The 23,685-nt window shown below is 73.4% G+C and carries 22 protein-coding genes; 5 read left to right on the plus strand and 17 right to left on the minus strand.

All coding sequences use genetic code 11. The annotated features are described in order from the left end of the window. Window positions 1-186: 186 nt before the first annotated feature. The gene (locus tag ACLQ20_RS03660; RefSeq protein ID WP_151457270.1) at window positions 187-369 is read right to left on the minus strand and encodes an antitoxin; all 183 of its coding nucleotides are present in this window, start codon (window positions 367-369) and stop codon (window positions 187-189) included. A gap of 190 nt (window positions 370-559) precedes the next feature. Here ACLQ20_RS03660 and ACLQ20_RS03665 point away from each other — a divergent pair, with 190 nt between their 5' ends. Then, a complete protein-coding gene (locus tag ACLQ20_RS03665) occupies window positions 560-1,684 on the plus strand; it encodes an AI-2E family transporter (protein ID WP_151457269.1) in 1,125 nt (374 codons plus the stop codon). A gap of 21 nt (window positions 1,685-1,705) precedes the next feature. On the opposite strand, the gene ACLQ20_RS03670 is transcribed toward ACLQ20_RS03665, so the two are convergent. Beyond that, a complete protein-coding gene (locus ACLQ20_RS03670) occupies window positions 1,706-2,365 on the minus strand; it encodes a dienelactone hydrolase family protein (protein ID WP_327030333.1) in 660 nt (219 codons plus the stop codon). A 169-nt stretch (window positions 2,366-2,534) separates the two neighbouring features. On the opposite strand from ACLQ20_RS03670, the gene ACLQ20_RS03675 reads away from it, so the two are divergent. After that, on the plus strand, window positions 2,535-2,714 hold the full coding sequence (locus ACLQ20_RS03675; protein ID WP_132231888.1) for a hypothetical protein: 180 nt from the start codon (window positions 2,535-2,537) through the stop codon (window positions 2,712-2,714). 75 nt (window positions 2,715-2,789) lie between these two features. On the opposite strand, the gene ACLQ20_RS03680 is transcribed toward ACLQ20_RS03675, so the two are convergent. The 9 genes from ACLQ20_RS03680 to ACLQ20_RS03720 form a co-directional block, all read right to left on the minus strand. Further along, window positions 2,790-5,162 (minus strand): glycoside hydrolase family 65 protein, encoded by a 2,373-nt coding sequence (locus ACLQ20_RS03680; RefSeq protein WP_151454129.1) that lies wholly within the window; start codon window positions 5,160-5,162, stop codon window positions 2,790-2,792. Then, complete coding sequence (locus tag ACLQ20_RS03685; RefSeq protein WP_151454130.1) at window positions 5,159-5,911, minus strand: HAD-IA family hydrolase; 753 nt, start codon at window positions 5,909-5,911, stop codon at window positions 5,159-5,161. Before ACLQ20_RS03685 ends, ACLQ20_RS03680 begins: the two co-directional genes overlap by 4 nt. Before the next feature lie 61 nt (window positions 5,912-5,972). Beyond that, window positions 5,973-6,437 (minus strand): DUF4442 domain-containing protein, encoded by a 465-nt coding sequence (locus tag ACLQ20_RS03690; RefSeq protein WP_425854144.1) that lies wholly within the window; start codon window positions 6,435-6,437, stop codon window positions 5,973-5,975. Between the two features lie 47 nt (window positions 6,438-6,484). Further along, on the minus strand, window positions 6,485-7,786 hold the full coding sequence (locus tag ACLQ20_RS03695) for an ABC transporter ATP-binding protein (protein WP_327030330.1): 1,302 nt from the start codon (window positions 7,784-7,786) through the stop codon (window positions 6,485-6,487). A gap of 134 nt (window positions 7,787-7,920) precedes the next feature. Continuing rightward, window positions 7,921-10,182, minus strand: a complete 2,262-nt coding sequence (locus ACLQ20_RS03700; protein WP_425854147.1) for a bifunctional glycosyltransferase/CDP-glycerol:glycerophosphate glycerophosphotransferase — start codon at window positions 10,180-10,182, stop codon at window positions 7,921-7,923. 16 nt (window positions 10,183-10,198) lie between these two features. After that, complete coding sequence (locus ACLQ20_RS03705; RefSeq protein WP_425854149.1) at window positions 10,199-12,205, minus strand: DUF5941 domain-containing protein; 2,007 nt, start codon at window positions 12,203-12,205, stop codon at window positions 10,199-10,201. Further along, window positions 12,202-12,948 carry an ABC transporter ATP-binding protein gene (locus ACLQ20_RS03710; RefSeq protein ID WP_425854151.1) on the minus strand — a complete coding sequence of 249 codons (747 nt, stop codon included), beginning with the start codon at window positions 12,946-12,948 and terminating at the stop codon, window positions 12,202-12,204. Before ACLQ20_RS03710 ends, ACLQ20_RS03705 begins: the two co-directional genes overlap by 4 nt. 2 nt (window positions 12,949-12,950) lie before the next feature. Continuing rightward, the gene (locus ACLQ20_RS03715; RefSeq protein WP_425854152.1) at window positions 12,951-13,778 is read right to left on the minus strand and encodes an ABC transporter permease; all 828 of its coding nucleotides are present in this window, start codon (window positions 13,776-13,778) and stop codon (window positions 12,951-12,953) included. 59 nt (window positions 13,779-13,837) lie between these two features. Continuing rightward, entirely contained in the window at window positions 13,838-15,208 is a 1,371-nt protein-coding gene (locus tag ACLQ20_RS03720) for an L-serine ammonia-lyase (RefSeq protein WP_425854154.1), read from the minus strand. Between the two features lie 312 nt (window positions 15,209-15,520). Between ACLQ20_RS03720 and ACLQ20_RS03725 the strand changes: the two genes are divergently transcribed. Next, a complete protein-coding gene (locus ACLQ20_RS03725) occupies window positions 15,521-15,727 on the plus strand; it encodes a PspC domain-containing protein (protein WP_121396981.1) in 207 nt (68 codons plus the stop codon). Between the two features lie 85 nt (window positions 15,728-15,812). Here ACLQ20_RS03725 and ACLQ20_RS03730 read toward each other — a convergent pair whose 3' ends face one another. The 6 genes from ACLQ20_RS03730 to pdxH form a co-directional block, all read right to left on the minus strand. Further along, window positions 15,813-16,580, minus strand: coding sequence for a DUF4230 domain-containing protein (locus ACLQ20_RS03730; protein WP_151454138.1), 768 nt, complete (start codon window positions 16,578-16,580; stop codon window positions 15,813-15,815). A gap of 153 nt (window positions 16,581-16,733) precedes the next feature. Further along, window positions 16,734-17,039 carry a type II toxin-antitoxin system VapB family antitoxin gene (locus ACLQ20_RS03735; protein WP_089002310.1) on the minus strand — a complete coding sequence of 102 codons (306 nt, stop codon included), beginning with the start codon at window positions 17,037-17,039 and terminating at the stop codon, window positions 16,734-16,736. Window positions 17,040-17,240: 201 nt separating this feature from the next. Further along, window positions 17,241-17,843, minus strand: a complete 603-nt coding sequence (locus tag ACLQ20_RS03740; RefSeq protein ID WP_151454139.1) for a nitroreductase family protein — start codon at window positions 17,841-17,843, stop codon at window positions 17,241-17,243. Between the two features lie 12 nt (window positions 17,844-17,855). Next, entirely contained in the window at window positions 17,856-18,785 is a 930-nt protein-coding gene (locus tag ACLQ20_RS03745) for an aldose 1-epimerase family protein (protein WP_151454140.1), read from the minus strand. Between the two features lie 53 nt (window positions 18,786-18,838). Continuing rightward, window positions 18,839-20,140 carry an MFS transporter gene (locus ACLQ20_RS03750; protein WP_151454141.1) on the minus strand — a complete coding sequence of 434 codons (1,302 nt, stop codon included), beginning with the start codon at window positions 20,138-20,140 and terminating at the stop codon, window positions 18,839-18,841. Further along, window positions 20,137-20,766 (minus strand): pyridoxamine 5'-phosphate oxidase, encoded by a 630-nt coding sequence (pdxH, locus tag ACLQ20_RS03755; RefSeq protein WP_425854249.1) that lies wholly within the window; start codon window positions 20,764-20,766, stop codon window positions 20,137-20,139. The genes ACLQ20_RS03750 and pdxH overlap by 4 nt, the downstream gene beginning before the upstream one ends. Window positions 20,767-21,051: 285 nt before the next feature. Between pdxH and ACLQ20_RS03760 the strand changes: the two genes are divergently transcribed. Beyond that, window positions 21,052-22,158, plus strand: a complete 1,107-nt coding sequence (locus ACLQ20_RS03760) for a citrate synthase 2 (protein WP_151454142.1) — start codon at window positions 21,052-21,054, stop codon at window positions 22,156-22,158. A 292-nt stretch (window positions 22,159-22,450) separates the two neighbouring features. Further along, complete coding sequence (gene serC, locus ACLQ20_RS03765) at window positions 22,451-23,578, plus strand: phosphoserine transaminase (RefSeq protein WP_151454143.1); 1,128 nt, start codon at window positions 22,451-22,453, stop codon at window positions 23,576-23,578. Window positions 23,579-23,685: the final 107 nt, after the last annotated feature.

Below are 23,685 nucleotides of genomic sequence, written 5' to 3' on the forward strand. Positions count from 1 at the left end.
CTCTCGTCACGGCGCCCCAAGGGGAGGGCGCCGGTCCGGTCGGGGACGACTCCACGTTGAGTCATGTTCCGACTGCGGATAGTAGCGAGAGTCATCGATCCTTGGCTAGCGGTACGCGTCGATCCGTCAGGAAACAGTCGTCCCGGGCCACCTGCCTGCGCGGCGACCCGGGACGCTACGAGGGGTTCAGCGGACCTGGTCGCCTTCGCCGGTGCGCGCCTGGGCCTGGTCGACGCCCTTGTCGATCTGCTCGTCGTACTTGCCGCCCGTGCGCTTGTCGGCCATGTCGCCGCCCTTCTCCATGCCCTTGTCGACCTGCTCGTCGTGCTTGTCGGCGAAGTCCTTGGCCTTGTCCATGAAGTCGCTCATCGGGGTCCTCCTCGAAGCCGGTTCCGATCCCTGCCTTCCCTGGGCCCGGGGGCCCAAACGCGACGGAGCAGCGGCCCGGGGGCGGTCGGGAAACGGCACGCCCCGGCCGCCCATCTAGCGTGAAAGGGGACGCGGGTGTCGAAGGGACGCCGGCCGGGTACCGACTCGCCGGAGATCGAGGAGGGCCGACGTGGTCGCAGACGATGCCGGGCGTACGCCCGAGAGAACGCCCGGCCGGGGCGCCGGCTCCCGACAGACCTGGGCCGCGCTCCCCTGGCTGGTCCGCTCGGCCGTGGTGTGGAGCGCCTGCCTGGTGGTGATCGTCGCCGGGCTGTACCTGCTGGGGAAGATCGCGGTGCTGCTCGCGCCGCTGGCCATCGCGCTGGCCGTCACCATCTTCCTCACCGCGCTGCTCGACCCGGTGCAGCTCGCGCTGCGCCGGCTCCATCTGCCCGCCGCACTGGCCGCCCTGCTCACCGTACTGCTGCTGCTCGGCCTGCTGTTCGGCGTCGGCGCGCTGGTGTGGAGCCTCACCGCCAACCAGTTCAGCGAGTTGAGCGAGGAGCTGGTGCAGGGCCTGCAACGGACCCGGGACTTCGTGACCTCGACGCTGCCGGTCAGCGACCGACAGCTCGACCAACTGCTCGACCAGGCCCGCCAGGGGCTCGGGCAGGGCTCGGTCGACCCGGTCTCCGGCGCCAGGACGGCCGCGGAGGTGCTCGGCTCGGCGCTGCTCGCGCTCGTCCTGCTGTTCTTCCTGCTCAAGGACGGCAGGTCCATGTGGCGCTGGACGCTGTCCCGCACGACCGGGCCGAACCGGGAAGTGACCGCCGAGGCGGGCCGGATGGGTTGGCGGACGCTCGGCGCATACAGCCGGGGCACCATGCTGATCGCCGCGATCGACGCGATCGGCATCGGCCTGGCGCTGGTGGTGCTCCGGGTGCCGCTGGCCTTCCCGCTCGCGCTCATCACCTTCTTCGGCGGCTTCATCCCGATCATCGGGGCGACCGTGGCCGGCGCCGTGGCGGTGCTGGTCGCGCTCGCGGCGAAGGGGCCGGTGACCGCACTGCTCGTCCTCGCCGCCGTGATCACCGTCCAGCAGGTGGAGGGCAACCTGCTGGAGCCGCTGGTCATGAAGCGTCAGGTGCGCCTGCACCCGGCGGTGATCCTGGTGGCGGTGACCGCCGGCACCCTGATCGCCGGCATCGCCGGGGCCTTCGTCTCGGTGCCGATCACCGCCGTCGTCTGGCGGGTCATCGACACCATCCAGCAACACCGCCAGCGCCCGACGCCCGCGCCCCCGACCCCCGCCTGACCACCCTGCCGGGTGGGGTCCTCAGTGGGGGGAGGGGAGGTGGGTGGTGAACCAGTCGGCGGCGCTGTGTGCCACCTGTTCCAGGGTGCCGGGCTCCTCGAAGAGGTGGGTCGCCCCCGGGATCACCGTCAGCTCGGCCGTGTCCGGCAGCGCCTCCTGGGCCTGCTCGTTGAGCGTGATCACCTGCTCGTCCAGGCCGCCGACCAGCAGCAGCGTGGGCGCGCGCACCTGATCGAGCGCGGCACCGGCCAGGTCGGGACGGCCACCACGGGAGACCACCGCGCCGACGAGGTCCGGCCGGGCCGCCGCCGCCACCAGGGCGGCTGCGGCCCCGGTGCTGGCCCCGAACAGCCCGATCGGCACGGCGCCGAGGGGTCGCTCCGCCGCCAGCCAGTCCACGATCGCCGCGAGCCGACGGGCGAGCAGGGGGATGTCGAAGCGCAGCTCGGCGGTACGGGCATCCACCTGGTCCTCGGCCGGCGTCAGCAGGTCGACCAGCACGGTGCCGAGGGCACTGCGGTTGAGCACGTGCGCCACGGCCGTGTTGCGCGGGCTGTGCCGGGAGCTGCCGCTGCCGTGTGCGAAGAGCACCACGCCGGCCGGCTCCGCCGGGACCAGCAGGTCGGCCGGAAGTTCGGCGTCCCCCGCCGGGATCGCCACCGCACTGCTGCGCACGTCCATCTCGCCTCCGTACGTCCTCGGTCGTCCCCGTTCCGGCCGCATACCCGTCCCCGGCGCCGGCAAGCGGCCCCGGCACCCCCGGCGTTTGTCGCCGAGGGGCCCGGGTAGGCGTCGGGTGACCGCAGACCGTACCGGCGCAGCCGCGCCCCGACGGATCGCGAGGATCGCCATGGCCCAGCAGCAGCGGGAGACCCGGCAGCAGACCACCGACCGGGACCGGCGGGAACAGGACACCGAACGCGGCCGGGACTGGGCGGACGACGCCGCCCAGGCGCGCACGGCCGACGACCCGCGGGCGATGGCGCCCCGCGACGCGGCGGACCGCCCGTCACAGGGCAGGCCGCTCTGACCGAAGCCGCCGGGCGACCGGCACCAGGGTCCTACACCGCCGGCCCGCCGTCGTCGACGGCGGGCCGGCGGTCGGTCACGGCTCGCTCTCGGGCAGGCGGAGCAGGGGAGCCCGGCCGGGGGCCTGCTCCGGGACGGGGCCCGACACCTCCGCCGCGGGGATCGGCATCGTCACCGGCTCCCCGCAGGTGACCCGGACCGGCTCACCGTGGTGCCGCAACTCCAGCACGTCTCCCGGGTCGCCGTAGCGCAGCGCGTACGTGGTCTGGTGCCGCCGGACGTCGACCCGCAGCCGCATCCCGCGCCACTGGAGGGAGAACTCCAGCCGCTCGAGCCGGCTCGACAGCCGCGGCGCGAAGGAGAGGTTGCCGTCGTGGTCGCGCAGCCCGCCGAACCCGCCCACCAGGGCGATCCAGGCGCCGGCGAGCGAGGCCATGTGCACCCCGTCGCGGGTGTTCTCGTTGAGGTCGTGCAGGTCCATCAGCGCGGCCTCGCGCAGGTACACGTGCGCCAGTTCGGGGTGGCCCACCTCGGCCGCCAGCACGGCCTGCGTGCACGCCGACAGCGACGAGTCGCGCACCGTACGCCGCTCGTAGTAGAGGAAGTTGCGCAGCTTCTCCTCCGGCGTGAAGGCGTCGCCGCGCCAGTGCATGGCCAGGATCAGGTCCGCCTGCTTGACGACCTGCTTGCGGTAGAGGTCGAAGTACGGGTAGTGCAGCAGCAGCGGGTACTTCTCCGGCGGCGTGTGCACGAAGTCCCACTCCTGGAGCCGGGTGAAGCCCTCCACCTGCTCGTGGACGTCGACCTCCTCGTCGTACGGGATGTGCATGGACGCCGCCGCGTCCCGCCAGGCTGCCGCCTCCTCGTCGGTCACGCCGAGATGGAACGCCTCGTCCCGGTAGCGCATGACCGCGTCGGCCGCGCTGATCAGGTTCCGCTGCGCCATCAGGTTGGTGTAGATGTTGTCGTTCTTCACCGCCGTGTACTCGTCTGGGCCGGTGACCCCGTCGATGTGGAACTGGCCGTGCCGGTCGTGGTGACCCAGCGACCGCCACAGCCGGGCGGTCTCCACCAGCAGCTCCAGCCCGATCTCGCGTTCCAGCTCGGTGTCCTGGGTGACCTGGACGTAGCGCCGCAGCGCGTCGGCGATGCCAGCCGCGATGTGGAAGGCGGCGGTGCCGGCCGGCCAGTACCCCGACGACTCCGGCCCCTCGATGGTGCGCCAGGGGAACGCCGCGCCCTCCAGGTTGAGCGTCCGGGCCCGCTCGCGCGCGGCGGCCAGGGTGCCGTGCCGCCAGTGCAGCGCGTCCCGCACGGCGGCCGGTTGGGTGTAGGTGAGCACAGGCAGGACGAACATCTCCGTGTCCCAGAACGCGTGCCCGTCGTACCCCGGACCGGTCAGGCCCTTCGCGGCGATGGGCCGCCGCTCCGCCCGGGAGCCGGCCTGGAGGACGTGGAACATGCCGAACCGGACTGCCTGCTGGATCTCCGGGTCGCCCTCCACCACCACGTCGGCGGCGTCCCAGAACTCGTCGAGGTATTCGCGCTGCTCGCGGAGGAGCCCGTCCCAGCCGTCGATCCGCGCCCCCGTCAGGGCCGCCTCGACCTGGTCGCGCATCGCCGGCAACGACCGGCGGCTCGACCAGCCGTACGCGAGGTACTTGACCACACGCAGCGTCTCGCCGGGCTGGAGCACGCACCCGATCGTGGTACGCACCCAGTCCTCGTACCCCTCGGACTGGCTGGTCGTGCGCCCCGGTGCGTACACCTCGTGTTCCATGGCGGCGGCCACCCGCAGACCGGAGACCTTGGTCCGGTGGATCAGCAGCCCGCCGTCGGCGGTGGTGAGTTCCTCCTCGGCCTGCAACGGCGACTCCAGCACGGCCGCGACCCGCGGGTCCCCGCTCTGCGCGGGCAGCGCCTCGTTCGCCACGAGTTCCGACTGGAGGATCAGCCGCAGCGGGCCGTCCACCGCCTCGACCTCGTAGCTGATCGCGGCGACGGCACGCTGGGTGAACGAGACGAGCCGGGTGCTGCGGACCTTGATCTCGCGGCCGGCCGGGGAGCGCCAGTGCAGTTCCCGGTGCAGGGTGCCGGCGCGCAGGTCGAGGACCCGTTCGTGGGCGAGGAGCTCGCCGTAGCGGACGTCGAGCGGCTCGTCGTCGACCAGCAGCCGGATCAGCTTGCCGTTGGTCACGTTGACGACCGTCTGGCCGGACTCGGGGAACCCGAAGCCGGCCTCGGCGTACGGCAGCGGGCGCAGCTCGTAGAAGGAGTTGAGGTACGTGCCGGGCAGGCCGTGGGGCTCCCCCTCGTCGAGGTTGCCGCGCAGCCCGACGTGCCCGTTGGAGAGGGCGAAGACCGACTCGGACTGGGCCAGGACGTCCATGTCCAGCCGGATCTCCCGGACGTGCCACGGCTCGACCGGATAGGCCCGTTCCCGGATCACGCGGTCTGCCCGGTGTCGAGCAGGTCGGCGAGGTCGGTGACCACGACGTCGGCGCCGTGGGCCAGCAGCTCGGCGGCCTGGCCGACCCGGTCCACCCCGATCACGTACCCGAACCCGCCGGCGCGGCCGGCAGCGACCCCGGCGAGGGCGTCCTCGAAGACGGCGGCGTTGCGCGGGTCGACCCCGAGCAGTTTCGCGCCGGCCAGGAACGTGTCCGGCTCGGGCTTGCCGCGCAGCCCCTCGGCGCGGGCGACGAGCCCGTCCACCCGCGCCTCCAACAGTGGTTCCAGCCCGGCGGCGGCGACCACCTCCCGGCCGTTCGCGCTGGCCGTGACGACCGCCCGGCGCAGTCCGGCGGCACTCGCCGCCTCCAGGTACGCGACGGAGCCGGGGTAGACGTCCACGCCGTGGGTGCGCAGCCGCTCCAGCAGCAGCACGTTCTTGCTGTTGCCGACCCCGTTGACGGTGTCGGCGTCCGGCGGGTCGTCGGGCGACCCCTCGGGCAGCACGATGCCCCGGGAGGCGAGGAAGGTGCGCACCCCGTCGGCGCGCGGCCGGCCGTCGACGTAGCGGTTGTAGTCCGGCCCGGGGTCGAAGGGACGGAACTCCGCGCCGGTGGTGGCGGCGTGGCGGCGCAGGAAGGCGTCGAACGTCTCGGTCCACGCGGCGTTGTGCACCCGGGCGGTCTGCGTCAGCACACCGTCCAGATCGAAGAGACAGGCGGTCACGTGAGCAGGTAGGCCCAGCACGGTACGAATCTATCCAGACCTCCGCGCCCGTAAACCGCTTTCGGTGCGCTTGCCGCGCGGCTCAGTTCGGGCGCAGCGTCCAGACCACGGTCATCCCGCCGGTCGGCTTGCCCTCCTCGGTGGCGATCTCCACCTGGACCGGGAACTCCGGCCGGCGGCCGGACTCCAGTTCCGCGACCACCTCGGCGACCGGCCGGTCGAGGCGCGCGGTGGCCAGGACGGGGCCCATGGCCAGCTTCCGGTACGCGATCTCGGCCCGCACGGCCAGCGGCGTGGCCCGGTCGAGCAGTTGCCCGAACGCGGCCAGCACGACCGCGCCGGAGGCGGTCTCGCCGAGGGTGAACATGGCCCCGGCGTGCGGGCCGCCGACGTGGTTGTGGGTGGCCGGCGAGTCGGGCAGTCGGACGGTCACCCGTACCCCGCCCTCCGCCTCGGGGGCCACTTCGACGAATTCGATGCCGAGCGTACGGGCGAACGGCACAGCCGCCAGCATGCCGGCCACCACCTGGCGCGAGTCGATGGTCATAGCCCGACGTTACTAGCCGGTAACTTTGTCGGCAAGGACCGCCCCCGTCAGCGCCAGCCCACGTCGATCCGGTCGCCGCGCTCGTCGAAGAAGTGCAGCGCGTCCATGCGTACGGAGACGGCCAGGGGGTGCCCGGCGGCGATCCCCGGGTACGGCGCGAGCCGGACCGCGAGCTCGGCGGGGCGCCGGTGGTGCCGGCCCGGGTCGTTGAGCACGCTGGTGCGGGTGGCAGCGACCGGGGCGGGGGCCTCCTCCTCGGGGGCGCGCCCGGTCAGCCGCTGCATCACCTGCCCGAAGCGGCGCAGGCCGCGCTGGCCGGTGGGCGCCTCCTCCGTCCGGGTGCCCATCTCGTCCACCACGATCGCGGTGGCCCCGATGTCGAGGAAGGCGAGCGACTCGTGCCCGTGGTGCTCCAGGTAGCGGATGCGGCCGTGCAGCACGGCGCCCTGGGTGTCCGGCGCGACCGGGGTGAGCGCCTCGGCCCGCATCCCGACCACGATCCGCTCACCGTGGTAGTGCGCGACCGCCCGGCTGCGGATGTCGTCCCACGGCAGGTGGAGCGCCTGGTCGCCGAGGGTGAGGGTGACGTAGCGGTCGAGGTGGACGTAGACCGAGGCCTCCAGCAGGTTCATCCGCGGGCTGCCGAGGAACGCGGCCACGTAGAGGGTGGCCGGGCGGCCGTAGACCTGGGTGGGGGTGCCGACGTCCTGGAGGACGCCCTTGCGCATGATGGCGACCCGGTCGGCCATGGTCAGCGCCTCGGCCTGGTCGTGCGTGACGTAGATGGTGGTGACGCCCAGCTCCCGGGTCAGGCCGGAGATCTCGGCGCGCAGTTCGGCCCGGAGCCCGCTGTCGAGGTTCGACAGCGGCTCGTCCATCAGGAAGAGGCCCGGACGGCGCACGATCGCCCGGCCCATCGCGACCCGCTGGCGTTGCCCGCCGGAGAGCTGGCTGGGCTTGCGGCCGAGTACGTCGCCGATGCCGAGCGCGCTGGCCACGTCGGTGACCCGCTCGCCGCGCGGCTCGGGCTCCAACCCGGCCAGCTTGAGCGGGAAGGCGATGTTGTCGCCGACGGTCATGTGCGGGTAGAGCGCGAAGTCCTGGAAGACCATGGCGATCTTCCGGTCGCGCGGCGGCAGGTCGTTGGCCAGCTCGCCGTCGAGCATCACCGCGCCCGACGTCGGGTCCTCCAGCCCGGCCACCATCCGCAGCACGGTGGACTTCCCGCAGCCCGACGGGCCGAGCAGCACCATGAACTCGCCGTCGTTGACGTCGAGATTGACGCTGTCGACGGCGAGGGTGCCGTCCCGGAACACCTTCGTGACATCCTTGAGTGCGACGGTTGTCACCGTGCCCTCCCCCCACCTCGTCGACCGAATCCCGAATGACTGTGACGAGGATCATGCGGTTCGCACATCGGGTAAACGTGCCATGTTCGGCTTGTGACGGCCCTGTGACGCCCACCCGGCGGGACGAGCCGGCGTCAGCGGGGTCCGCCTCCCGCCTGCGACGCCGGGGCCAGCGCGCCGACTCCGCGCGCCGACCGGCCGGCGGTGGCCGGTTCGCCGAGGAAGACCCGGCGGACGACCCGCTCGGCGGCGTGGCCGTCGTCGAGCGCACAGAACCGGGCCCGGAACCGCTGCCGGGCCGCGCGCGCCGCCGCCGAGTCGACGCCGCCGGCACGGAACAGGTCGAGCAGGTCGGCGAAGCTGGTGGCCACCGCGCCCGGCGGCTCCGCCGTCACGTCGAAGTAGACGCCCCGGGCCAGCCGGTACGCCTCCCAGTCGGGGGCGTAGACGACGATCGGCCGGTCGAGCACGGCGTAGTCGAACATCGCCGAGGAGTAGTCCGTGATCAGCACGTCCGCGACGAGGTAGAGGTCCTCCACGCGCGGATGGCCGCTGACGTCGCGTACCCGGTCCCGGTCGGCGGGGCGCCGGGCGCGTAGGTCCCGGTCGTGGAAGTAGTGGCTGCGGATCAGCAGCCGACCGGCCGGGCCGAGCACGTCGAGCAGCCGCTCCGGGTCGAAGGGCGGCCGGTAGCCGGGCAGGTGCTCCCGGTGCGTCGGGGCGTACAGGACGACCCGTTCGTCGGGCCCGAGGCCGAGTTCGGCACGCAGCCGGCGCACCTCCCCCGCGGTCGCGGTGACCAGCCGGTCGTTGCGCGGGTAGCCGACCTCCAACGTGGTGTACGCGGCCGGGTACGCGCGCTCCCACATCTGCGTGGAGAAGCTGTTCGCGCTGACGCTGTAGTCCCACCGGTCCACCCGGCGCAGCAGCCCGGCGAAGTCCATCCCGACCGCGCCGACCGGGTACCGCTGCTGGTCCAGGCCCATCACCTTCACCGGCGTGCCGTGGTGGGTCTGCACGTGCACGCTGCCCGGCCGCTTGCGGACGTGGTCCGGGAAGTTCACGTTGTTGACCAGCCACCGCGCCCGGGCCAGCGCCCGGTAGTACGCGGGCGTCCCGGCGACCACGTACGCGACGCCCTCGGGCACGGTGTGCACGCGGTCCCGCCGGACGATCCACACCCCGCGCACCTGCGGCGCCAGCCGCCGGGCCGCCTCGAAGATCGCGGCCGGGTTGTCCGAGTAGCCCCGGTACCAGTAGGCCGCGTAGACGGCCAGCGCCTCATCGACCGGGCGGCGCAGTTCGGCCCGGTAGTACTCGCGCAGCAGGGCGTCCCGGGCCAGCCGGACCGCGCGCCGGGCCGGGGGCGCGACCCGCCGCTTCGCGCTCCGCGCGGTACGCCGGGCGACGTCCCGCGCGCGGTAGGCGGTGCGCAGCGCGCTGAAGGTACGCCAGCGCCCGGCCGCCACCAGCCGGTGCTTGAGCCCCTCCGCGCCCGCCGGGGCCGGATAGCCACCGGGGGGCAGCCAGCGCGCGTGGTCGGCGGTGATCTGGGCGAAGAAGGCCGGCCGCAGCTCGGGGTCGATCCGCTCCCCGTTGCCGAGCACGCTCAGGTAGTGCCAGATCATCCGCTCGAACAGCGCGGGACGCAGGTCGTCGACCGCCGGCCCCCAGGCGTCCATCAACCGGAACACCCGGTGCCACTGGTCGAAGACCTCGAAGTGCCGCTCGCCCCTGGTCCTGGTGATCGCCCCGGTGCGGCGCTGCCGGTAGTTGACGCAGACCCGGTCCAGCACACCGATCCGCTCGGCGGCCATCAGCACGGGGTAGCTGAACGAGACGTCCTCGTACCAGCCGGGGGCGAAGCGCAGCCCCTCCTCGATCAGGAACTGCCGGCGGACCAGCCGGTTCCAGGCGGTGTGCAGCAGCCGCAGCGTCTCGGGCCGGTCCCGCAGCCGGAAGGTCTCCTCGCCGGGCGGCTCCGGGAACACCTCTTCCATCGCGCTGCGGCTGGTGGCGTCGTTCCAGTGCGTCCGGACGTGGTCGACCAGGAGCACGTCGGGGCGGGTCGCGCGGAGGCGCTCGACCACCTCGGGCAGGCACTCCGGGGCGAGCCAGTCGTCGCCGTCGACGAACCAGACGTACTCGCCGGCGGCCCGGTCCAGCCCGATGTTGCGGGCCGGACCGAGCCCCACGTTCTCCGTCAGCCGGACGGCGCGCATCCGCGGGTCGCGGGCCGCGTACTCGGTGAGGATCTCGCCGCTGTCGTCGGGCGAGCAGTCGTCGACGCCGATCACCTCGATGTCGGCGACCGGCTGGCCGAGAATCGAGTCGAGGCATTCGCGCAGGTATCCCTGCACCCGGTAGGCCGGCACGACGAAGCTGATCAGTGTCATCGGCCGGCCCCTGTCGTCAGCCCGGCGAGCGACCTCCCGCGCCGACCAGGCCCACCGACGCCCGCGCGGCGCGGGCGGGCAGGACGACCCAGGCGAGGGCGACACTCCCCACGAAAACCACGAGAAGGTACGTACCGAGTGTAGCCATCCCGATACCCGCAAAACCGACGATCGCCGCCAGGGCCAGCAGCACGGACCGGCCCTCCCAGCCCAGCGTGCCGCCATGCAGCGGCGGGGCGGACTGCCGCTTCTCCAGCCGCGCGGTCAGGTCGTAGTGGTGCAGGGTCAGCACGAAGACGTACCCGAAGATCAGCCACGGCGGCACGTCGCCGACCACCCCGACCGCGATGGCGAACAGGAACTCGCCCGCCCGCAGCGCGGCCGGCACCAGCCAGTCCAGCGGCCCGGCGTGCGTCGCGCCCGCGCCGAGGCCGGCGACCAGCAGCACCAGCAGCGCGACCGGCACCGCCCACCGCGGGACCTCCGCCCCGTCGCGGGTCAGCAGCGCCGCCACCAGCAGCGCCGCCGGGCCCAGCGCCGCGACGACCGCCAGCGCCAGCGGGCCCACCGGCCGGAGCGCCGGCAGGAACCGGGCCAGCGGCCCGTCGTCGCGGTGCAGGGTGGCGTCGACCGTGTCCAGCACCGGCACCCGCATCCAGCGGGCCCGCAGCGTACGCAGCGCCCCGGTGTACGCGAAGGCCAGCACCCCCCAGGCCAGCACCGCGTACAGGCTGACCAGCGGGCCGAACAGCGCCACCGTGATCGCGATCAGCGCCCACCGCTCCCCGATCGGGAAGACCACCGTGCGCTTCAGCCAGTACGACACCGAACCCGTGTCGGCCTGCACCCGGTTGGAGGCGGCGTTCAGCTTGTCGCCGATGCCACCGCCGGCGGTGCCGACCGCCTTCGGCCGGCGCGCCGCCTCGTCGTGCAGCACGCCGTACCAGGTGTCCGTCATGTGCCGGACGGTCTGGAGGGTGATCGCGGCGATCGCCAGCGCCCAGCCGTACCGGAAACCGGCCTGGGTGGCCCCGTAGCCGAGGCCGGCGTAGACCACGTACTCCTTCGCCCGGTCGGCCATCGTGTCCAGCCAGCCGCCCCACGCGCTGAAGTGCCGGGTGTAGCGGGCGACCTGGCCGTCCACGCAGTCCAGCACGAAGCCGAGGTAGAGCAGCACCGCCCCGGCGACCAGCGCCAGCCGGCCGCCCGTACCGAAGAGCACGGCGGCGGCCACCGCGAAGGCCACCGAGATCATCGTGACGGCGGTCGGGCCGAGCCCGAGCTTCGCCGACGCCTTCGTCACGTACGGCGACCAGGTGCTGACGAAGAAGGTGGTGAAGAAGTCGTCCCGCTCCTTCACCGAGAGCTTCAGCTCGGCCCGGTCCTCGTCGACGGCGGCCACGGCCGCCTCCGCGGCGGCCAGCCCCGCCGGGTCGCCCACCCGGTGCGCCACGAGCAGGCGTACCCGCTGGGCGAAGGTCAGCACACCGAGGCCGGCGAGGCCGGCGAAGAGCCGGTCCACGGCGGGCCCGGCCGGCGGCGGCGCGGCGGCCGACGGCGCGCCGACGGGCACCACCCCGGCGGCGGCCGCGCGCGCGGCGGCGGCGAGCGACGGCAGGTCGTCGACGCCGACCCGCAGCGCGCCACCGAACACGCCGGTGGCTTCGCCGTCCAGCGCCTGCGCCGGTCCGGCCCCGACCACCTGGCCGCGCTCCTCGCGCACGGCCGTGTGGCCGTCGCCGGGCGGGTCGGTGAGCACCAGCGCGACCGTCGGCCCCACAGGGCTGGTGGCCAGGTGCCGCAGTACGGCGGTGTGCGCGACCAGGTCGGCGCCGGTGACGAGCACCGGCTGCGTGGCCGCGTCGACGAGGTCGGCCAGCTCGTCCAGGCCGGCGGCGTGGCGCACCTCGTGCGCCCCGGCGCGCCGGAGCTGGTCGGCCAGCCGGTCGGCGAGGTGCTCGCCCGAGCGGGTCGGCAGGCTCGCGGCCGGTGCGTCGGCGGCGAGCACGATCGCGAGCGTCACCGCGGAACCGCGACGTGGTACGCGTGCAGCGCCTCGGCGATCGTGCCGTCGACGCCCACCCGGCCCCCGTCGAGGTACAACCCCCGACGGCAGAACCGGGTCAGGTCCTTTTCGTTGTGTGACACCAGCACCAGAGTGCGCCCCTCCCCGAGCAGACGGTCGATCGTCGCATAACACTTCTTGCGGAACTCCTCGTCCCCGACCGCGGTCACCTCGTCCATGAGCAGGATCGGGTGCGGCAGGTGCGAGATGATGGCGAAGCCGAGCCGGACCTTCATGCCGGACGAGTAGTGCCGCACCGACGTGTCGACGGCCCGCTCCACCTGCTCGCCCGCGAACGAGACGATGTCGTCGAAGTGCCGCCGCAGGTAGGCCGACGGAAGCCCGTGCAGGCCGCCGACCAGGTAGAGATTCTCCCGCCCGGTCAGGTCGTTGGAGAACCCGGCGGAGAGTTCCAGCAGCGGCGCGACGTCCCCGCGCACCCGGATCCGGCCCTCGTCGGGGATGAGCACGCCGGCGATCAGCCGCAGCAGCGTGCTCTTGCCCGTGCCGTTGCGGCCGACCACGCCGACGGTCTCCCCGGCCCGGACCGAGAACGACACGTCCCGCAGCGGCCAGAACCGGCCGTCGTCGGCGCCGCGCCGCCCCCGGTGGATCAACAGCTCCCGCAGCCGCAACTGCCGCCGCCGGTTGCGGACGAACCGGATGCCCAGCCCCTCCGCCTCGATGATCGGATCGGCCATCCCTACAGTTCCTTGAGCACGGCGGGTTCGAGCCGGCGGAACGACCACCAGCCGGCGGCCAGCACCAGCAGGCTGACGCCGACGGAGGTGGCGAGCAGCCGGGCGTCCGGGAACTCGTCCGGGTACCAGACCGAGTGGTGCAGCTGGAAGATGCCGACCAGCGGATTCAGCTCGTAGGCGACCTTCAGCCAGCCCGGCAGGTCGGCGTCGCGCACGAGGCTCAGCGGGTAGATGATCGGGGTGGCGTAGAAGAGCACCCGGACGACCAGCCGCATGAAGCGCTCGACGTCGCGCATCAGCACGTTGACCGCCGAGAGCAGCAGCGCCAGCCCGACCAGCAGGACGGCCTGCACCGCCACCGCGAGCGGCAGGGCCAGCAGGGACCAGCCCGGCTCGACCCGGCCGGCCGCGGCGTACCCGACGGCGACGGCGAGCAGGATCGGCAGGCCGGCGGCGTACTCGGCGAAGCGGCCGGTGACCCGGCCGATCGGGAAGACCTGCCGCGGCACGTTCATCGTCGTGATCAGCCGGGCCTGGCCGGTCAGCGCGTTGGTCGCCTCGCTCAGCGCCGAACTGGTCCACATCCAGGCGAAGATCCCGGTGAGCAGGAACAGCGGGTACGAGTCGGCCGCGTCGCCGAGGTGGCGGTTGGTGTCCCGGGAGTAGAGGATCCCGAAGACGAACCAGTAGATGGCGCCCAGGCCGAGGGGCTCGATCAGCGACCAGAGATAGCCGAGCACGGACTGCTGGTACTTCACGGCGAGGTCGCGCCGGACGAGGATGCGCAGCGAGGTGCGGTGCGACCACAACGCCGCGACGCCAGAGGTCACCGCCGCCTCCCGCCTCACCGGACGGACGACAGGCTAGCAGTCGATGAACGAACGCCCCCTCAGCACTCGATCACGTTGACGGCCAGTCCGCCGCGCGCCGTCTCCTTGTACTTCACCTTCATGTCCGCGCCGGTCTCGCGCATGGTCTTGATGACCTTGTCCAGCGAGACGTGGTGCACCCCGTCGCCACGCAGCGCCAGCCGGGCGGCCGTGATCGCCTTGATGCTAGCCACCGCGTTCCGCTCGATGCAGGGGATCTGCACCAGACCACCGACCGGGTCGCAGGTCAGACCCAGGTTGTGCTCCATGCCGATCTCGGCGGCGTTCTCCACCTGCGCGGGGGTGCCGCCCAGCGCCTCGGCCAGCCCGGCGGCGGCCATCGAGCAGGCCGAGCCCACCTCGCCCTGGCAGCCCACCTCAGCGCCGGAGATCGAGGCGTTCTCCTTGAACAGCACGCCGATCGCGCCCGCCGCCAGCAGGAACCGCACCACCCCCTCCTCGGAGGCGCCCGGGGAGAACCGGGTGTAGTAGTGCAGCACCGCCGGAATGATGCCAGCCGCCCCGTTGGTCGGCGCGGTGACGACCCGGCCGCCGGCCGCGTTCTCCTCATTGACGGCGAGGGCGAAGAGGGTCACCCAGTCCATCGCCCGCAGCGGGTCGGCGAGATCGGACTCCGTCTCCAGGCTGCGGCGCAGCTCGGCCGCGCGGCGGCGGACCTTCAGCCCGCCGGGCAGCACCCCGTCGCGCGAGCAGCCCCGCTCGACGCACTCGCGCATCACCCGCCAGATCTCCAGCAGGCCGGCGCGCACCTCGCCCTCGCCGCGCCAGGAGAGCTCGTTGGCGAGCATCACCTCGCTGATCGACAGCCCCGTCGACGCGGTCACGCCGAGCAGCTGCGCGCCGGTGAGGAACGGGTGCCGTACCCGGGTGGCGTCGGGCCTGATCCGGTCCGCCCCGGCCGCCGCCTCGTCGACCACGAAACCGCCGCCGACCGAGTAGTACGTCCGTGCCCGCAGCTCCGCGCCCCGGTCGTCGTACGCGACGAAGGTCATCCCGTTGGGGTGGTACGGCAACGACCGGCGCCGGTGCAGCACCAGGTCACGGTCCGGGTCGAAATGGATCTCGTGCGCGTCGAGCAGGCTCAGCCGGCGCTCGGCACGGATCCGGGTGATCCGCACGTCGACGGTGTCGGTGTCGACGGTCTCCGGGGCCTCGCCGGCCAGCCCGAGCAGCACCGCCCGGTCGCTGCCGTGGCCGTGCCCGGTCGCGCCCAGCGAGCCGAAGAGCTCCGCCTGCACCCGTGCCGTGCCGGTCAGCAACCCGTCGGCCTTCAGGCCCGCGACGAAGGTACGGGCGGCCCGCATCGGCCCCACCGTGTGGGAGCTGGACGGCCCGATGCCGACACTGAAGAGGTCGAAAACGCTGATCATGGCTGCACTTCCTCGCCGTCGTACCTCGTGGGTCTCCGGCACGGTCGTGGCCGGCCCGGTCGGGGCGGCCGTCCGGCACCCGGGGGTGTGGGTGCCCGACCGGCGAGCCTACCCGCCCAGCTCAGCCCCTGCCGCCAGCCGCGACCGGTCGGCACGTCCCGGCGGGTCCCGGGGGCGTCGCGGGGCCGGTTCCCGGGTAACCACCTACGGGTACGGGCACCGTCGATCCTCCTCCGGACCGAGGGCGCGGTGGCCACCCCTTCCTACCGTTGAGGGCAGAGGCGGCGAACGCCGCAGAGTGGGAGTACGACGATGAGTCGCAAACTGGTCCGCCCCCGTCAGGGGCGCATGATCGCCGGCGTCTGTGCCGGCCTGGCCCAGCGTTTCGGCAGGTCGGCCGGCTTCATCCGGCTGCTGTTCCTGCTGTCGCTGCTGCTGCCCGGCACCCAGGTGGTCGTCTACCTGGTGCTCTGGGTCCTGATGCCGAACGAGGACCGCTACGCCGCCGCCCGCTACTGAGCCCCACCCCCGCCCGAGGCGGGGGTGAGCACGAGGCGCCCGTCCCGTCGACCGGGGCGGGCGCCGTCGCGTCGTGGGCCCACCGTCACGGGGCGGTGTAGGTGACCGTCACCTTCTCGTAGCCGAGGGAGCGCAGCAGCCCCTCCAGCATCTTGCGGGTGTTCTCCTCGGCCCGCTGGGTCAGGCCGCTGTCGCGGGCGGCGGTGGTGATCCGCTCCTCGGCGAGCTGGTAGACCTGCTGCTGGCGGTTGGGGTCGCCCTTGACCAGCTCGCCGACCCGGTTGAGCAGCCCGCGCTCCTCGGCGAAGACGTAGCTCTTCTCCAGGTCGAGGTTGGTCTTGCCGAGCTGCGGCGCCGGCAGCCTGATCTCCACCGACTTGCCGTCGGCCGACTCCACCACCGCACCCTCGGAGATCTTGGCGAAGTCGACGTACGCCTCCACGCTGCCCGCCCCGACGAAGAGGGTGCGCTGGCTGAGCAGCCAGTCGGGCACGTTGCGCCGGTCGTTCTGGAGATCGACGACCACCTGGAAGTTGCCCTCGGCCGCGACGTAGCGGCTGAGATCCTGGATCGACTTGAGCAGCGGCGGCTGGCTGCGGTCGGTCTGTTCCTTGGCGAACGGGTTGCGGAAGTCCGGCAGCAGGCCGGTGGCCTGCACACCGAGCAGCACCACCACCGCCAGCGCCGCCGCGCCGAGCACCCAGAGCAGGCCGCGCGCGGGCCCGCCCGCCGGTGGTGGTGGCGCACCCGGATCCGGTTCGGTTGTGACAGCCGACCGCTCCTTGAGCGCCTCGCCGGTCGGATAACCGGGGAACTCCCTCGTGGGCTCGTTGATGTCACCGTCGCGGGCCATGGCCCTCACCGTCCTCGTCAGACACGTCGTCTGGAGATGACGGTACGGCTCCGGTGCGACAGCCGCTCGTCGAAGGGCGCGGGCAGACGAAACCGCCGCGTCGAATCCGCGAAATCGCAGGTCAGTACGGGTCGGACGGCCGGCGGGTCGCGCTCACTCGATCGGGCCGGAGAGGACGAGCACCCGGGCGTGGATCTGGTTGCGCTGCTGGAGCGCCGCCCGCAGGGCGCGGTGCAGCCCGTCCTCCAGGTAGAGCCCGCCGTTCCACTGCACGACGTGCGGGAAGAGGTCGCCGTAGAAGGTGGAGTCCTCGGCGAGGAGCTTGTCCAGCGCCAGCTCACGCTTGGTGGTGATCAACTGGTCCAGGCGCAGTGGCCTCGGCGGGATCTCCGCCCACTGCTTGAGCGTCAGGTTGTGCTCCGGGTAGGGACGCCCGTCCCGGACCGCTCTGAAGATCACGACGGCACGCTCCCCTCCCCCTGGCCGGGCCGACCCACGACACCGGGTCGGGTCGCGGCGCGGCACCGCGACCCGCGGCACCGATGACCGTGCCAGCGTAGCGGGCTGCACCACACCGCGTTCTGCTCCCCGATGTCAGTTTCGCCACCCGCCATCCGGATCGCCACCGGAGGAAACACCCGACGGCCTGTCCGGCGCCGGTCAGCTCCAGCGCCCCCGCCGGACCACCTCGTCCACCGGGCGACGCCCCCGGCGCAGCGACGGTGACCGGTGGTCAGCCGCACGATAACCCACAGTGACGGCACCGACGGGCTCGTACTCCCCCGGCACCCCGAACGCCTCCCGGTAGGCGTCGAGGCGCTGCGCGGGGATGCCGAAGAAGCACGCCCCCAGCCCCTCGTCCACGGCGGTCAGCAGCATCAGCAGGGCGGCGAAGCCGGTGTCCACGTACCAGTAGGGCACCGGCCAGCGCTCGGTCGAGCGGTCCGCCCAGCCCTTGTCCGGTTCCGCGTAGCGCTCCAGGTAGGCCGACCGGTTCGCGTGCGGAACGACGATCAGCGGGGCCCGGCGCATCCCCGCCAGCCACCGCTCCCGGCCGCCGCCGCCCGGCGTGGTCGCCGCCCAGAACCGCTCCCGGTCCTCCGGCGCCTCCAGCACCAGGAAGCCCCAGCCCTGGGCGAAGCCGGCCGACGGCGCGCGGACCGCGTGGTCGAGCAGCCGCTCCACCACGTCGGGCGGGACGGGCCGGTCCGGGTCGTAGTTGCGCACCATCCGGCGTCGCCGGACCACCTCGCCGAACTCCATGCGCTCCCCGCCTCAGGCCCCGGGCCGTACGCCCCAGGCACCCCGCCAGGTCGCGCCCGGCTTCAGGGTGATCACGTCCCGGCCCGAACGGAACGCGTCCGGCGGGCAGGTCATCGGCTCCACCGCCACGGAACGGCGCCGCCGCTCGCCGGGCAGGGCGTCGCCGGTGAACACCTGCCACCAGCCGAACTCCCGGTCCGCCCAGATCCGTACGCCCGCCGCGCCGTCCGGGGCCGCCAGGCTGACCACCGAACCGCCGTCGTCGTCGCGGATCACGTCGCCGAAGCAGAGGTCGAGCCGGGCGCCGCCGATCCGGCGGGGGCTGGTCCAGTCGTACTCGGTGCCGGCGACCGGGGTGCCCCCGATCGGCAGCAGCCGCCCGTCCACCTGCAACCGCGTCCGGGCCGGCAGCCGCATCGACAGGTCGTCCACCGCCACCCCGGGCACCCGCAGGTACGGGTGCACCGCGAAGCCGAACGGCGCGGGCTCGGCGCCGAGGTTCGTCGCCTCGTGCTCCGCGCGCAACCCGTCCGGGCCGACGCTCCACCGGGTACGCAGCCGCAGCGGCCACGGGTAGCCCGGCTGCGGCGGCAGGTCGTAGCCGACGGTCACCGCGTCGGACGACTGCTCCACCAGCCGCCACGGCACCCAGTTGACCAGCCCGTGGATGGCCACGCCCCGGTCGGGCTCGCTGAGGGTGAGCTGCAACGACCGCTCGCCGAAGGTGTAGCGCCCGTCGCGGATCCGGTTCGGCCAGGGGGCCAGCACCTGTCCCGCGCAGCCGGGACAGATCTCGTCGGCGGCGTACCCGTCGAGGTGGTCGGTCCCGTCGTGCCGGTATGTCCGGACCCCACCGCCCACCTCCACGATGACGGCCTCGTGGCCGGCGGCGGAAATGGTCCACTGCGCGCCCGAGGGCGGACGCTGGTCGGGGGTGTCCATGCGGGCGACCCTAACGGTTCCCGCCCCGCCGTCGCTCGCCCCGACCCGCCCCGTCACGCCTTGTCACCGCCGGAGGGGTCCGCCGCCCGGTAGCGCAGCAGCACCGGGAAGGCCACCGCGAGCAGCACCGCGAGGGCCGCCGAGAGCAGGCCGCCGCCGACCCAGGCGACGCCGCCGCCGAAACCGGCCGCCACCGCACCGGCCCGCAGGTCGCCCAGGCGCGGGCCGCCGGCGATGACCACCGTGTTGACGCCCATCAGCCGCCCGCGCATCCGGTCCGGCGCGTAGACCAGCAGCATCGACTGCCGCAGCACGGCGCTGACCAGGTCTGCCGCCCCGGCCACCGCGAGCAGCAGCACCATCAGCCAGAGCTGGCCGGCGAGGCCGGCCGCCGCGATCGCCAGCCCCCAGCCGACCACCGCCAGCACCAGCACCAGCCCCTGCCGGCGCAGCCGCCCGATCCACCCGGAGGTCAGCCCGCCGAGCATCGCGCCCGCCGCGATCGCGCTGTAGAGCCAGCCGACGGCCGCGCCGCCGCCGAACCGGGACTCGGCGATCTCGGGGAAGAGCGCCCGGGGCATGGCCAGCACCATGGCGATCAGGTCGATGACGAAGGAGAGCATCAGCACCGGGGTGGTGGCCAGGTAGCGCAGGCCGTCGACGATGCTGGCCAGGCCGGCCCGCCGTGGGGCGGCGGACGCGTCCGGGTCCGGCTCCGGCGGCATGGCCGGCAGCTTCACCGTCGCCCAGACGGCGACCGCGTAGAGCACCGCGTCGGCCGCGTAGGCGATCGGCAGGCCGAGGTCGGTGCCCCACCAGGCGAAGATCAGACCGGCGGCCAGCGGGCCGACCACCGAGGCGGCCGTGTAGGTGGTGAAGTTCAGCGTGGTCGCCGCCGGCACCAGCTCCGCCGGCACCAGCCGGGGCAGGATCGCGTTGCGGGTGGGCGAGCTGATCGCGAAGGCGATCGACTGCACCGCCACCAGGACGAGCAGCAGCAGCGGGCTGCCGATCCCGAGCACCGCCTGCACCGCCAGGCCGAGCGTGGCGGCCCAGAGCACCGCCGCCGTCGCCAGCAGCACCTTGCGCCGGTCGTGCGCGTCGGCCACCGCGCCGCCCCAGAGCCCGAAGACCAGCAGCGGTACGAACGCCGCGATCCCGATCAGGCCGACCCAGAGCGAGCTACCGGTCAGCGCGTACATCTCCACCGGCACGGCGACGGCGGTGAGCTGGATGCCGAACATCGCGATGCCGTTGCCGAGCCACATCCGCCGGTACGCCGGCACGGCCAGCGGGCGCACGTCGATCGCGAACCGGCGCAGCCCGGTCGGCCGCGCGTCCTTGAGCTGGGTCACGGCGCCAGCCGCTCGACGGTCCACTCCCCGGGCCCGGTGAGCCGGAACCGCAGCCGGTCGTGCAGCCGGCTGACCCGGCCCTGCCAGAACTCCACCGACTCCGGCCGCACCCGCAGGCCGCCCCAGTACGGCGGGGCGGGGATCGGCTCGACCTCGGCGAACCGCTCCGCCGCCGCCCGGTACGCCTCGTCCAGCACGGTCCGGTCGGGGATCACCCGGGACTGGGTGCTGGCCCAGGCGCCGAGCTGGGAGCCGCGCGGCCGGCTGGCGAAGTACGCCTCCGTCTCCGCCCGGTCGACCCGCTCGACCCGGCCGGCCACCACCACCTGCCGGTGCAGCGGGAACCAGGGGAAGACGAGGCTCACGTGCGGGTTGACGGCCGCCTCGGCGCCCTTCTGCGACCCGTAGTTGGTGAAGAAGACGAAGCCCTCGGGGTCGTACCCCTTCAGCAGCACGGTGCGCGCGCTCGGGCGGCCCGCGGCGTCGGCGGTGCCGACCACCATCGCGTTCGGTTCGGGCAGTCCGGCGGCGACCGCGTCGGCGAACCAGCGGGCGAACTGACCGTGCCAGTCGGCGGCCAGGTCCGCCTCGGAAAGGCCCAGCTCCGGGGCGTACTCGTTACGCATACCCGCCGGCCGGACTGTGTCCCCCGTCACGTTCCCCCTCCTCCTCGTCGACCCCGCCCGCTGCCTGCGGCGCTGGCCAGCCCGCACCGCACAGTGTCGCCGACGCGGTCCGGGCCGCCCGGACCGGGGATGTCGTGTGCGGCACAGTCGCAGTGGGTCGCGAATCCGGTTACCCAGCAGGCAAGATGTCACGAACACATCCCTGAGGGTCGCCTAAGGCGCTCGCCCGGCTGGGCCGGGACCGGAGCCCCGGGCGGGCGCACCGAGCAGATCCAGGAGAGCGACATGGCCGATTTCAAACCCGGACTGGAGGGCGTCGTAGCCTTCGAGACCGAGATCGCCGAACCCGACCGCGAGGGCGGCGCGCTGCGCTATCGCGGCGTCGACATCGAGGATCTGATCGGCCAGGTCTCCTTCGGCAACGTGTGGGCGCTGCTGGTCGACGGGCGGTTCGGCCCGGGTCTGCCGCCGGCGGAGCCGTTCCCGGTGCCGGTGCACTCCGGTGACATCCGGGTGGACGTGCAGTCCGCGGTCGCGATGCTGGCCCCGTACTGGGGTCTCAACCAGCTGCTCGACATCTCCGAAGAGCAGGCCCGCGAGGACCTCGCCCGGGTGTCGGTCACGGCGCTCTCCTTCGTCGCCCAGTCGGCGCGCGGCCTGGGCCTGCCGGCCGTGCCGCAGAAGGAGATCGACAAGGCGTCCACCATCGTCGAGCGCTTCATGAAGCGCTGGCGGGGCGAGCCGGACCCGCGGCACGTCAAGGCGGTCGACGCCTACTTCATCTCGGCCGCCGAGCACGGCCTGAACGCCTCCACCTTCACCGCCCGGATCGTCGCCTCCACCGGCGCGGACGCCGCGGCCTGCATCTCCTCCGGCATCGGCGCCCTCTCCGGCCCGCTGCACGGCGGCGCCCCGTCCCGCGTGCTCAGCATGCTGGAGGCGGTCGAGCGCAGCGGCGACGCCGAGGGCTACGTCAAGGGCGTCCTCGACCGGGGCGAGCGGCTGATGGGCTTCGGCCACCGCGTCTACCGGGCCGAGGACCCGCGCGCCCGAGTGCTCCGCCGCACCGCCAAGGAGCTGGGCGCGCCGCGCTTCGAGATCGCCGAGGCGCTGGAGAAGGCCGCCCTGGCCGAGCTCCAGGCCCGCCGGCCGGACCGGGTGCTCGCCACCAACGTCGAGTTCTGGTCGGCCGTGGTGCTGGACTTCGCCGAGGTGCCGGCGCACATGTTCACCTCCATGTTCACCTGCGCCCGGATGGGCGGCTGGAGCGCGCACATCCTGGAGCAGAAGAAGCTCCAGCGGCTGGTCCGCCCGTCGGCCCGCTACGTCGGCCCGGGCACCCGCAAGCCGAGCGACGTCGAGGGCTGGGACGCCATCCCGCACGGCGTCTGAGATGTGAGGAAGGGCCCCCTCCCAACGCCTGGCGTACAGGAGGGGGCCCTTCCTTGCCTCCGGGTGCGGTCGGGTGCGGCGCACTGGCACGGATTGTGGTGGACGCCTCAACGTCGCTGGTGGGATCAGCGGCCGGCGGGGCCGGCGCGGGTGGGAGGATGAGGGCCGGCAGTGACGCCGGACCGGGCCCGGGTCCCGGCCACGTCGTGCGCCTGAGCGCGCGTCCGCCGTCGATCCGTGCCCGCCTGAACACCGGGCCCGCCCTCGCCCATGCGGAAGGATCTCGACAACCGTGGCTGACGCACCGACCATCCGGATTCCCGACGACCTCAAGCCCGCCGACGGGAGGTTCGGCTGCGGGCCGTCCAAGGTCCGTCCGGCGGCGGTCTCCGCCCTCGCAGAGGTGGCGACCAGCTACCTCGGCACCTCGCACCGGCAGAAGACCGTCCGCGACGAGGTGGCCCGGCTGCGCCGCGGCATCGCCGACTTCTTCTCCCTCCCCGAGGGCTACGAGGTGGTGCTGGGCAACGGCGGCACCACGGCCTTCTGGGAGGTCGCGACGTTCGGCCTGGTCCGCGACCGGGCGCAGTTCGCCAGCTTCGGCGAGTTCGGCGCCAAGTTCGCCAAGTCCGTCAAGGACGCCCCGTTCCTCGGCGAGCCCACCGTCCGCAAGTCGGAGGCCGGCACCGCGCCCACCCTGACCGCCGAGGCCGGGGTGGACGTCTACGCCACCCCGCACAACGAGACCTCGACGGGTGTCGCGGTGCCGATCAGCCGGGTGGCCGGCGCCGACCCCGGCTCGCTGCTGCTGGTCGACGCCACCTCGGGCGCCGGCGGCCTGGACGTCAACGTCGGCGAGACCGACGTCTACTACTTCGCCCCGCAGAAGTGCTTCGGCTCCGACGGCGGCCTGTGGCTGGCCCTGATGTCGCCGGCCGCGCTGGAGCGGGCCGGCGAGATCAAGGCGTCCGGCCGCTACATCCCGGCCTTCCTCGACCTGGTCACCGCGATCGACAACTCGCGGCTGGAGCAGACCTACAACACCCCGGCGCTGGCCACCATCTTCCTGGCCGCCGAGCAGACCGACTGGATGAACTCCCAGGGCGGGCTGGCCTGGGCGGCCAAGCGCACGGCCGAGAGCGCCGCGATCGTGTACGGCTGGGCGGAGCGCTCCGAGGTGGCGACGCCGTTCGTCACCGACCCGGCGCTGCGCTCCAACGTGGTCGCCACCATCGACTTCGCCGAGTCCGTCGACGCCACCGCGATCGCCAAGGCGCTGCGCGCCAACGGCATCGTGGACACGGAGCCGTACCGGAAGCTGGGCCGCAACCAGCTCCGCGTCGCGCTCTTCCCGGCCGTCGAGCCGGCCGACGTCGAGGCGCTGACCGCGTCGATCGACTACGTGGTCGAGCGACTCTGATCGCCGTCACGGTCGGGGGGCGCCCGGCCCGGGGGCGGCCCCCCCCCCAGAGCAACGGGGCAAAGCCGACCACAACAACCCGAGGGCGCGACCCCCCCCCCCCCCAC

Origin of the sequence: Micromonospora sp. DT46, from assembly GCF_049841735.1 — a bacterium.
In the GTDB taxonomy this organism is placed as follows: Bacteria; Actinomycetota; Actinomycetes; order Mycobacteriales; family Micromonosporaceae; genus Micromonospora; species Micromonospora reichwaldensis.